Origin of the sequence: Enterococcus sp. DIV0210g (assembly GCF_050559705.1) — a bacterium.
GTDB lineage: Bacteria > Bacillota > Bacilli > Lactobacillales > Enterococcaceae > Enterococcus_B > Enterococcus_B faecalis_A.
On the sequence record NZ_CP187903.1, the window covers coordinates 2479508 to 2491714 of the forward strand.

At 36.5% G+C, this 12207-nt stretch carries 9 protein-coding genes and 1 pseudogene; 4 read left to right on the forward strand and 6 right to left on the reverse strand.

Annotated features, from left to right (window positions below):
- Positions 1-418 precede the first annotated feature (418 nt).
- Complete coding sequence (locus IGI64_RS11865) at positions 419-1948, forward strand: helix-turn-helix domain-containing protein (RefSeq protein ID WP_429940660.1); 1530 nt, start codon at positions 419-421, stop codon at positions 1946-1948.
- Positions 1949-2012: 64 nt separating this feature from the next.
- On the opposite strand, the gene IGI64_RS11870 is transcribed toward IGI64_RS11865, so the two are convergent.
- The 5 genes from IGI64_RS11870 to IGI64_RS11890 all read right to left on the reverse strand — a co-directional run bounded on the left by IGI64_RS11870 (position 2013) and on the right by IGI64_RS11890 (position 6838).
- Positions 2013-2519 (reverse strand): hypothetical protein, encoded by a 507-nt coding sequence (locus IGI64_RS11870; protein WP_429940661.1) that lies wholly within the window; start codon positions 2517-2519, stop codon positions 2013-2015.
- Positions 2428-2907: a ParB N-terminal domain-containing protein gene (locus tag IGI64_RS11875; RefSeq protein ID WP_429940662.1), complete on the reverse strand. Its 480-nt coding sequence runs from the start codon at positions 2905-2907 to the stop codon at positions 2428-2430. Before IGI64_RS11875 ends, IGI64_RS11870 begins: the two co-directional genes overlap by 92 nt.
- Positions 2908-2910: 3 nt before the next feature.
- On the reverse strand, positions 2911-3705 hold the full coding sequence (locus IGI64_RS11880) for a ParB N-terminal domain-containing protein (protein WP_429940663.1): 795 nt from the start codon (positions 3703-3705) through the stop codon (positions 2911-2913).
- Between the two features lie 428 nt (positions 3706-4133).
- Positions 4134-5435 (reverse strand): PTS sugar transporter subunit IIC, encoded by a 1302-nt coding sequence (locus IGI64_RS11885; RefSeq protein ID WP_429940664.1) that lies wholly within the window; start codon positions 5433-5435, stop codon positions 4134-4136.
- A 14-nt stretch (positions 5436-5449) separates the two neighbouring features.
- The gene (locus IGI64_RS11890; RefSeq protein ID WP_429940665.1) at positions 5450-6838 is read right to left on the reverse strand and encodes a glycoside hydrolase family 1 protein; all 1389 of its coding nucleotides are present in this window, start codon (positions 6836-6838) and stop codon (positions 5450-5452) included.
- 190 nt (positions 6839-7028) lie between these two features.
- Here IGI64_RS11890 and IGI64_RS11895 point away from each other — a divergent pair, with 190 nt between their 5' ends.
- Positions 7029-7796: a MurR/RpiR family transcriptional regulator gene (locus IGI64_RS11895; protein ID WP_016624389.1), complete on the forward strand. Its 768-nt coding sequence runs from the start codon at positions 7029-7031 to the stop codon at positions 7794-7796.
- 136 nt (positions 7797-7932) lie between these two features.
- On the opposite strand, the pseudogene IGI64_RS11900 reads toward IGI64_RS11895, so the two are convergent.
- A pseudogene (locus tag IGI64_RS11900) lies at positions 7933-9390 on the reverse strand (sucrose-specific PTS transporter subunit IIBC); the annotation flags it as partial.
- Between the two features lie 223 nt (positions 9391-9613).
- On the opposite strand from IGI64_RS11900, the gene IGI64_RS11905 reads away from it, so the two are divergent.
- A complete protein-coding gene (locus IGI64_RS11905) occupies positions 9614-11101 on the forward strand; it encodes a sucrose-6-phosphate hydrolase (RefSeq protein ID WP_429940666.1) in 1488 nt (495 codons plus the stop codon).
- A 7-nt stretch (positions 11102-11108) separates the two neighbouring features.
- A complete protein-coding gene (locus tag IGI64_RS11910; RefSeq protein WP_429940667.1) occupies positions 11109-12092 on the forward strand; it encodes a LacI family DNA-binding transcriptional regulator in 984 nt (327 codons plus the stop codon).
- Positions 12093-12207 lie beyond the last annotated feature (115 nt).

Sequence of the window (12207 nt, forward strand, 5' to 3'; positions counted from 1 at the left end):
TCCAATTTTCAAACTCTTCTTTTTCGTTGTTGTTATAACTTTCTCTCTTCCTCACGATCGTAACAACTTAATCTATTTCTCACAAATAATTAAAAAATTCATTATTTTTTAATTTTATAACATCCATAAAAACGGGAACCCTTTATAAACACCGCATAAATCAAATTAATAAAAAACCTTTTTTATTTATTATTTTCTTTTTTTATCAAAAAAAAGAAGCGGAGTTCGCAAAAATGATTACAAAAAGAGCGAAAATCACATAACATTTAATGAATATTTTTCCTCTTCTTTTATGAATAAATTGTTTTAACGAATAAACAACAATAGATATTTCATATTATTTTATGGAAACGTTTGATAAAGCTTTGTTGTTTTCTTATACTTAACTTGTGAAATTATTTCGAAAGAGGTGAGCATTTTGTTAGCAACTATTTTTTTAACAAAAAAAGAGCAAAAAAAAATAGCTGTTTTTTCTTATTTGAATCAATTGGATGATGGAGAATACTCAATAAAATTTATCAGCGATGAACTCGGTTATGTATACAGCACGACACAAAATCTATTGTCAGAAATGGCCATGGATCTTTCTGCTATCAATCCAGAGATGCACTTGTTCAATCCGCAAGGCCAAATCATTTGTCCGATTCAAGAGGTTCCTTACGATCGATACTTTGCCACTTTGGTTCGCAAGGGTATACCTTATCAATGCCTGATTTATTTATTAGAACATCCCTCTGAAAATATGGAAGCTTTTTGTCTCTCTCACTATGTCAGTGTTGCTTCTTGCATGCGTCACCTTCAGCCGCTAGCAAATTACATCCAGCAATTTGGTATTTCTTTCAATCGCAGCAAACTCTCTTTTAAAGGCGATGAACGTTTAATTCGAATCACATTGTTTAATTTTATCTGGGCGGTTTCTAGGGGAACAGATGACTTGTTTCAGCATTTTCAAACAGGAGAACTAGCAACAACTCTCAAAACGCTAAGTCATGAGATCCCGCTTGGACAGGATTATGTAGGAGAAAAAGAGATTTTATTATTTATGGAAATTTCTTATTTACGGATCAAACATGGTTTTTATGTACAAGATGATGCAAAATATCAAGATATCTTTTCAAAAAAAAGCTTATTTCCATTGGGCGCGCTAAAAAACATTTTACCTGTACCAGATGAACAACTGCATGCAGAATATCATTTTTTGCTGTTCATGCAGTATTACGCTCCAACTTACACAGGGAAGGATGATCCTCGATTGCCAGAGATCCAGCAACGTTTAACAAAAAAAAATCCTTTATCTACAATGCTTCTCAGCTTTGAAAAATTCTGGGAAAAGTCGATTATCCAAGGAGACGCAAAAATGTTAGGCAAAAATCCTGATATCCATGGGAATTTGCATAACATATTGCTTTGTCATTATATTTTTCCTCAACGTATACCAACTTTATTTAGTCTGTTAAATTATTTCCGTCATAGTTCATCTGTTCATTTTGACCCTCTTCATGAACAAATCAACCAGTTTTTTTCTCGATTCAGCAAACGAAGTGGTTTTGAGTGGCTCCAGAGTTGTCAAAGTTGTATGGTTGATCTATTTACTTGGTTGACCCTAGAATATTTTGAGTCAGCAGGGCAGCAGCAGCCATTGATTGTTTCGCTCATCATGGAATCCAATCAGCTCTTTCGCCAAGAAATCAATAATCGTTTAAAAGATCTTTCTTTTGTTCGATTAGTGTCTTTTTCTCCTTACGACATAGAACACTATGATTTTTTGATTTGTTCTTCCGCTTTACTATTACCTGAAAAGAACGAATTGCCCCATTTTGTCTTCAACTTCTTTACGAAAAATACAGATTATCTTGCATTATACCGAACACTTAGAAAACATCATCAAGAAAAAAACAATACTTATCAGCGCCAACCAGAAAAAGTCGAGACATCACCTATACTCTAAAATAGTTATCGACAAAAAAACTGGCAATGAAGACTGCGCAGGCATCTTCATTGCCAGTTTTTGTTCAGTAATTTAAGCAGTCAACCGGAGTTATCTTCTTCAAATCACCGCTATAAATCATTTTTCCGCCCATCATCAAAAGCATTTGCGGTTTGACCAGGTTTCTAGAGATATCATATTTTACTACCCCGCTTGATTGTAAAAGATAGTAGACGAATTCCGAACATAGAAACCGATTCTCACTGATATAAGGAATAGAAAAAAGATGTAAAAACAAACCTGCATAATTATATTGGTACTGCGTCTCATTTGCAGCTATTTCATCGATTTTTGTTTTGATGATTATGTACTGTTCTTCCGAAACGGCTATTTCGATTACTTTTCCAGGCAATACTTTTGTCATTCCGTATACACCTGTATGGATCGTTTCTTTTTTAAATGAGGCGAGAAACGGATTTCTAGGATGTTTGCGCCCAAAACTATACATTATTTCTAAGTTCACATCTAAAGAAATCGCTGCGTGTGTATGAATGCCTCTCACGTTCGGTACCACAATAACCTTGTGCTGCATAAATCATATCTCCAAACACAACATTTCGATACTCTGTCCTTAGATAATCCAGTTGCTCATAATCTGACAATCCATCTTGCTTATATTTATTGATATAGTCTTCGATACTCCATTTTTTTGAAGAATTATTTAAATCAATAATATCGTCAATGTTTTTGGAAGAACTAACATAATAAGGGAGAGGCAGTGCATACTTTTTAGCAATAGAGTAACGGTGTTGTCCATCAAGAATTTCCATATTACTGTTTACGATGATCGGTCGCAAAATACCTATTTTCTTTATAGATTGTTCTAGTTTCAAATTTGTATCAATCTTGCGGTTACCTTTAACTAATTTAAATTGGTTATACTCACTTGCTAAGTAAATTTTTCCATGAATTCCGTCCACTTTCTAACTCCCCACCTTTAATAAGATTGTATTTCTATTTGTCATAACCACTATCTTGTCATTTTTATTGATTCTATATTGAATTGCTGCCTTATTATTTTCTTCTAATCCATAATTATACGCTTTCAAAAATTCTTCCAAAATGATTTCCCTATTTATATTTCCATTGATTACATTGATTTTCTTTTTTATTCCATTCGTGAGTCTCTCGAAGGAAAAATTTTCCAAAGTATAGAGATTAAAAAAAGTAAAAAAAACATATTGACCACTTTTTATCTTCGTCTCAGCAAGAAACAAAGTATAATCTGTCAACAACGTACGAAACATTTCATAATTATAAAAACAAAAATTTCCATTTTTGATAGCTGCAGTTGTTTTTGAATTAACCGATAAATAGCCTTCAGCTGCGCTTGCCAATGAAGAAATAGGGATTTTTGGATAAGTAATGGCAAGTTCTTTCAATCGTAGATATGCTTGGTTATTATCCACGCAATACTTATCTATGAAATTCATTATTGTCCAAGATTTAGATGTAGAATTTAATGTAATTACATCTTCAATATCTAACCCTACACTCACTCTATATGGTATATAAAGTTTTAATTTTTTTGCAATTACAAATCGATGTTGACCATCTATGATTTCAAATTTACCATTAACTTCGATTGGTATTAAAATTCCACTTTTTTTAATTGATTTTTCTAGATTAATGTTTTTTTTCAGGCAACGATGTCCTCTTAATTTTCTGAATTTATCATATTCCTTTGTAATATAAATCTTTCCTACTGAATCGCTCATCATATCTCCCCTAATAAGCTTAAAAAGCTTTATTCCAATTATTTATCAATACATTTAATCTTATACCGTAATCGCTTACTTTTACGACAACATCGTAACTATATTTTCACAAAAAGCAAAAAGTAGTTTCTAGTTTTTAAAGAAAACATGATACACACAGTTTTATTTTTTATATCTAACTTGCTTTTTAATCTAAAAAGCAAGTTACTAGCAGGTTTTCTTTCTAATAATCGACTCAATACCTCTTTAAAATAAAAAAACAACGTAATCTTTGATAAATAATTCATTATTAAATTTTTCTCTATTTTAAAAAAATCATCTTTATATATTTTTCTAATAATTGCGTACTTAAAAAGAATCAGAAACGACATCCAGATATAATGCGGTTCCGATTCTTTTTATCTTTAGAAATAAAATTCAAAAACTACTTATTGTATCTCCCCTTGTCTCTCCTGCTCGATCTGGATTTTTTCGAACATCTTGAAAAATGGATAATAGATCGCCAAAGAAACTGCAAAACACACAAAAACCATCACACAGGCTACCCAGTTCCAATTTGACGTAATCAATGCTCCAAGTGGTGCTGGGATAGAAAAAGGCGGCTTGACCATCATTCTCGGCATCCAGCCTAAAATCGTTACAATATAGATTAAAATCGTATTTACAATAGGCACCAAAATGAAAGGAATTGCCAGCAACGGATTCATAACGATAGGTGTCCCAAAAATCATCGGCTCATTGATATTAAAGATTCCTGGTAAAATCGATAACTTGCCCAGCTGTTTCAAATAACTGGATTTTGAGAAAAGGAAAAGAACGACCAGTGCCAATGTTGCCCCTGTTCCTCCCATTTGCGCATACCATTGATAAAATTGCTCCGTAAAAATATTTGGCAAATCAAATGCACTCGTTCCGTTTTGAAACAATTCAGCATTTTCAATGATTGCCTGATCCCAAAATGGCCGAATAATCGGTCCCATTACGGCATGCCCATGGATTCCTAATGCCCAAAACAAACAAATCAAGAACTGTGTCAAAATCCCTCCCAACAAATTATTTCCTGTTAAGAAAACTTTTAATGGCGAGATTGCCAAGCTCAATAAATCATTTAAATTGAAATCCCAGAAATGACGCGGTACCCAAAACACCAAAATCACCAATAATGTAGGCAGAAGCGCTGCAAATGATTCTCCCACTACCGGCGGCACTCCATCTGGCATTTTGATCTCCAGATTTTTTTCTTTCGTAAACCTGTAGATCTCTACAGAAATCAATGCCCCGACAATCGCTCCAAACAACCCTTGAGCACCAAGTGGAGCAATAGGTATATAACGCCCACTTGCCACTGCATCTCCTAGTGCATCAACACCTTCTTGCAAATTGACTGGCACGACCATCAACAATGTCGCTAACATGGACAGAAAACCGCTAGTGATTTTATCTAATTTGTACGTATTTCCTAAAAAAGAGCCAATAGTAAAAGAAGCATATAAGGACATCAAACCTACTGTAAAACGAAAAGGTACATCTAAAATCTGCAAGTACGGAGCAACAAGTTCTGTATACCCAGGAATCGGCAAATTAAGCAAAATCGTAAAAAAAGAACCCACGATCGTTAACGGAAAAATAGAGATTAGTCCATTTCTAATTGCCTGCAAGTGCCGCTGGTTCCCGATTGCATTCGCCAGCGGCAGCAGTTTCATTGCTAATTTATCAAGTGTACTTACCATAAAAAAACCTCCTTTTAATCGAATCCATTATTCTCGATCACTTTTTTGAACCATTGTCCTGATTTCTTGATTGTTTTTTCGCCAGTTTCTACATCTAACCGATAAAAGCCATAGCGGTTTTTATACGCATTTCCCCAAGACCAGCAGTCAATAAATGTCCACATGTGATAACCTAAGCAGTTGCTGCCTTCATCCATTGCTTTTCTCAAATAAGTTAAATGTTCCTTCAAAAAATCAATGCGGTAATCGTCTTGCACGATTCCATCTTTTAAAAATCGTTCTTCCTCTTGGATACCAATCCCATTTTCTGAAACAAACCAATCAATGTTTCCATATTCATGTTGGATTTTCTTTGCAATATCATAGATCCCTTCTGGAAAAATCTCGATTCCTCTCGATGTATTCATCCGTCGCCCCGGCATTTCATATTCATCAAAAAACCACTCTGGTGAAAACACCCCTTCAGGATTAGGTACGCATTCTTTTGCTTTTACTCTGCGAGGCCGATAATAATTAATGCCTAAAATGTCGATTTTGGTCGCTGCGATCAGTGCTAAGTCTTCTTGTTTTATGTCTGGCATCTGATTGTATTTTTTTAGTACCTCGCTCAACTTGTCTGGATACTTCCCTTTTAAAAGAGCGTCGTTGACACTTTTGGTATAAAACAAATCCGCCATTTCTGCTGCGTATAAATCTGCTGGATTCTGGCTACGAGGATAAACAGGAATCACATCCAAAATAATCCCGATTTCCCCTTTCAAATCCATTTCTCTGTAGGTTTGGACTGCTTCGCAATGCGCTAAAATGATGTGATGCAAAACAGAAGCCGCACGCTTGAAATCCACCACATAAGGATAATGACGATCATGCAGATACCCCGCTTCAGCTGGGATCATCGGCTCGTTAAACGTAAACCAATATTTCACTCGATCACCAAATAATTCAAAACAAATTTTTGCATAACGTTTATATGCTTCGATCACTTCTCTGTTTTCAAATCCCCCTTTCTCTTGAAGAGCCATTGGCAAATCAAAGTGATAGAGGTTGATAAACGGCTCAACCCCTTTTTCGATCATGGTATCGATCACATTATTATAAAAATCCACAGCTTCTGGATTTATTTTCCCCACTCCATCTGGGATCAAACGAGCCCAAGAAATGGAGGTTCGCAGTGAATTAAAAGAAAGATCACTCATCTTTTGGATATCTTGACGATAATCTTGATAGAATCTCGATGTTTTCTCGGTCGTTATGCCTTCATAAAATCGATGATTGAACTTTTTTGATGCATAATCCCAGATATTCTCACCTTTTTGATCCCCTTCTTCACGTCCTTCTGATTGCGTTGCGCTTGTTGCTGCTCCCCAAAAAAATGTATCAGGAAATTGTGTATTCATATTCATTCCTCCATTGCTGTTGAACTATAAATAATCCATCTATCAAAACACATTGAAGATTGCGCTTTCATAAATTATAATCAGAGTATAACAATGATTATAATGTTTCGTCAGACGTTTTTTGTTCTTTGTCATGTATGTCGTTTCTGGTCACATGTCCCAAATTTGTCACAGCTCGTAACACAAGGAGGCTATTATGTTATTTCTAGATTACATTCCCGATTTAAATCCATTGGAATACGAGATTTATCATTACGTTTCAAATAATCTAAAACTTGTTTCTTATATGAGGATCCGCGAATTAGCGAACGAAACTCATACCAGTACTGCCAGCATTTTACGTTTTTGCCATAAATTCGAATGTCATGGTTTTTCAGAATTTAAAGTCAAGCTTCAACTATATGCTGATTCTCTTAACCAAGCCAAGATTACCGACTTTGACGAAACACAATATATCCATTTTCTAGAGCGAGTCAGCGAACCATTCTTAACGAAGAAAATTGAAAAAGCAGTTGAACTTTTAGCCGAGAAAAAGCTCGTCCTTTTCATTGGCTCAGGCTCTTCTGAACCCATAGCTGCGTATGGTTCATTGTATTTTACAAACCTTTCTCAAACTGCCTTGCGAATTGAGGACCCTTCCAATTATCCGATCGAATGGTTTCCTGATGAGATTTTGGCACATACATGCGTGATTGCTTTATCTGTGACGGGCGAAACAAAAGAAATCATTCATTACATCAAACGTTTAAATACGAAAAAATGTACGATTCTCTCCATTACCAACAGTGACAGCTCAACGATCAGCCAAATGTCTGACCTTAATATTCCTTATACGATCAACCGAGAAACGATTTATAAAACAAGTGATAACCATGACAAAACGATTGAATTGACTTCTCAGCTTCCTGCACTTTTTTTGATTGAAAAAATCGGAAAAAAACTTCGGCTCCAAAGAAATATTTGATCCTCCATTGCTTTAGACCATACAAAAAAACCGTAAAAATCAATCCATCGATTTTTACGGTCTTCGTTTCTCTAGAGATTTTATTTTATGATCCGCCTACCATTTCGCCGGCAGGATCTTGAAAAATTTGAACTTCTGATTCTTCGGCCGTTTCTTCTAATTCTTCATCTTCCACAAATAAATGGATATTTTTCTTGCCATAAACATACGTTGTTGTAAAACCAACAAGAATGCTGATAACAATTCCGATCATAAATGTGGGAATCGCGCTTGGTGTGATCGAAATGAACCCAATAACACTTGCAGGTCCCATCGCTACAGCTAGAACATGGAACAACCCAATAAATACACAAGCTGCAGCCGAGGCAATCATGCCGCAGATGAAAGGAAACTTCAACTTAAGATTCACACCAAAAATCGCTGGTTCTGTGATTCCAAGCATAGCTGAGATACCTGCTGATGTCGCCAATCCTTTTTGTTTTTTACTTTTTGTCAGTAATAAAACCGCAAATGTAGCAGCACCTTGGGCAACATTCGCCATAGAAGCCACTGGGAAAATGAATGAACCGCCTGTCCTAGCAACATCTGCTAACAAAGTCGTTTCGATTGCTGGAAAACTTTGATGTAATCCTGTAATAACGATCGGCGAATAAAAGAAACCAAAAATCCCTAATCCTACAGCGCCCGTGGTTTCATACAACCAAACCAGACCATTTGTTAACCCATCAGAAACTTCCCGCATCACTGGACCAACCACTGTGAATGTCAAGAAACCAGTAATGATGATGGCAAGCATTGGTGTAAAAGTAAAATCAAATGCGTTGGGGATTCGTTTGTGGAAAAATTTTTCCAAAGTCGCCAAGATCCATGCGACTGCTAAAACCGGTAAAACAGAGCCTTGATAGCCGGCTTGCGCAACATTCAGACCAAAAAGATTCCAATATGTCATGCTGCCTTCTGCAATCGTATTTGCTACATCATAGCCCGTTACTAAATCAGGCATGACCATCGCCATTCCAATAGCAGCTCCTAAATAAGGATTTCCGCCAAAGCGTTTTGTAGCAGAAAAACCAACTAAAATCGGTAAGAAGAAGAATGGTGCAGCGGAAAGTAAATTGATAATAGCAGCGAAATCTGTTACACCCGGATACATTTCTACAACAGATTGAGGACCAAACAGATGCTGTGCTGTCAAAACGTTATTGATAGCCATTAATAGACCACCTGCGACAAGAGCAGGAACAATTGGTACAAAAATATCAGACAATACCTTTACAAAAGCCATAAACGGGTTCGTTTTCTTACCTTTTGATGCCACTGCTTTCAAATCAGAAGTTGAAGCTTCTTTAACATTCGTCAATTTGACCAATTCATGGTACACATTATTGACATCTCCTGCGCCGATAATGATTTGAAATTGATTATTTGCTTCAAATGTTCCTTTGACTGCCTCGATTTTGTCTAATGCTTTTTGATTCACTTTACTTGGATCTTTTAACACTAAGCGCAATCGCGTGGCACAGTGAGCAGCCGCTTGGATGTTTCCTTTACCTAGAGCTTTATTTATTTCCTCTGCAACTTTTCTGTAGTCCATACCCTTTCCTCCTAAATAATCAGATAATAAGAATGTAACCGCTTTTCAAAAACAGTATGACACGCTTAACGAAAAATGTCAAACGTTTATCAATTTAAAAATAATAATAATTAAACAATCCGTAAAAAAGGAATTAAATGGTTTTAAAAAATGATAAACGTTTGACAATAATGCTGTCCTATTTTAGTATAAAATCAGAAATACATTTACAAGGAGACCGATTATGCCATTAAAAACTACGTGGACAAAAGAAGAACGTTACCGCCCTTATGAAAAATGGAGTCCAAATCATTTGCGTTCGCTAGAAAAAGCAGCTGAACGTTCATTTTGGCGGCTTGGTTATCATATCCAACCCCAAACTGGATTATTAAATGATCCAAACGGCTTTTCTTACTTTGATCACAAATGGCATCTTTTTTATCAAGCCTATCCCATGGGGCCCATCCATGGATTGAAATCCTGGTACCATTTAACTTCTGAAAATCTGATTGATTGGAAAAATGAAGGAATCAAATTATTCCCTGACAGCAAATACGATAGTCATGGGGTCTATTCCGGCTCTGCGCTGGCATTTAAAGATCAATTATTTCTTAGTTATACTGGAAATGTTCGTGATGAAAATTGGGAACGTCATGCTTACCAGCTAGGCGCTTGGATGGATAAAAACGGGGTGATATCTAAACAAAAAGAGCCATTGATCCATCAGCCGCCAAAAGGTTATACTGCAGAATTCCGGGATCCGCAAATCTTACCTTTTGAAGAGGGATACCTCATGATCATCGGCGCCCAAAATAAAGAAATGGAAGGCAAGATCCTTACCTATTTCAGCAAAGATTTATCGAATTGGGAGTGTTTAGGTGAATTGGCTTTTGCAGAGGAAAAAATGGGCTTTATGGTTGAATGTCCCAATCTTCTATTTACTGAAAATCGTGCTCTCTTGTTATTTTGCCCGCAAGGTTTAGATCAAACTGTTTGTCCGTATGAAAATATCTATCCTAATATGTATGTGATTGGTGAATGTTATGATAAAGAAAAGAACACTTTGATAGACCCCTCTCCTTTGAAAAATCTCGATGAAGGCTTCGATGTTTATGCTACACAAGCCTTCCATGCGCCAGATGGACGTTTATTAGCTATCAGCTGGTTGGGACTTCCTGAGATCAGCTATCCAACAGATCAAGAAGGCTGGGCGCATTGTCTAAGTCTTGTCAAAGAACTAACAATCAAAGATAACCGTCTCTACCAGACACCAGCAGCGGAAACTAAAGAGTTGCGTACAGGTAAAGCTGTTTCTCTAGAAAAAGAACTGAAAGATTTTTATGACTCAGTAGATAATCAATATGAACTAAACATTACTTTTTCCGAAAAAGCTTCTGGAACACTTACTTTATTTGCAGAAGAAGGAAAAAACAACGGTCTCGTGATCAGCTTCGATACACATCGTGGTACAATGAAAATTGACCGCAGCCAAGCTGGCATCCCATTTGCTGAAGCATTTGGTTTGACCAGAGAATTCACTATAGACGCGAAACCGTTGACGCTGCAAATTTTCGTCGATCGTTCCGTTGTCGAGATTTTTATCAATCATGGGGAGCAGACTGCTTCATTACGAGCCTTTCCTACTAAAAAACAGACTGGAATCGTTATGGACAGTGACAAGACTCCTGAAGTGAACCTATGGCAGTTGCGTAAAATGGACAAAAAAGGATGAAAAGAATATGGCTGTCAAATTAACAGATGTCGCAAAAAAAGCTGGCGTCTCACCTACAACCGTCTCTCGCGTCATCAATAACTATGGCTCATTAAGCCAAAAAACAATCGATAAAGTACACGCTGCAATGAAAGAATTAAATTATCAGCCGAATTCACTTGCCCGTTCCTTACAAGGTAAAAATACGCAATTAATCGGTTTGATTTTTCCCACAGTAGCAAATCCTTTTTTCGGCGAACTCGTTGAACACTTGGAAAGCCGTTTATTTGAACTTGGTTATCGCTCTATTTTGTGCGACAGTGCCAACAACAAAGAAAAAGAACGCAATTACATCAATATGCTTGCTGCAAACAAAGTGGACGGTATCATTGCGGGCGCTCATAATCTTGGAATATCAGAATATGAAAATATCGAATTGCCTATCGTTTCATTCGACCGTTATCTTGCAGACGGAATCCCGATCGTAGGCAGTGATAATTTTCAAGGAGGTTATGCAGCTGCTGAATCGTTGTATTTGAGAGGCGCTCGAAAAATCGCGATTTTGACAGGTTCTCATGAGTCAAATTCTCCGACAAATCAAAGACTAAACGGCTATCTGCATTTCCTTAAAGAAAAAGAAATCGAACCACAGATCTTTCAGTTTCATTCTGCAAACCAATCGACCGCATTAAAAAATTTAGAAATCAAACGAATTTTAGAAAACGAAACGATTGATGGTCTCTTTTGCACAGACGATCTAACGGCGATCCTTGCTTATAATCAAGCCCAGGAATTAAACATCAAGATTCCAGAAAAGTTGAAACTCATCGGCTATGACGGCACAAGATTCATCCAAAATTATTTCCCGCAGCTTTCAACGATCGCTCAACCAATGGAAGACTATGCGGACATCTTGATCGATCTTTTGCTGCAGCGAATCAAAGACCCAGAAAAAACATTGGAAAACCACTATTTTTTACCAATAAAAATCGTTCAGGGACATACAATTTGATCCAATTTCCTTGTTCAACAAAACCCATATAAACCAAATACCCGCACAACAGAAAACATTGTTGTGCGGGTGTTTTTTGTAAGCTTTGAATGCCGGAAATAACTATCATTTTATA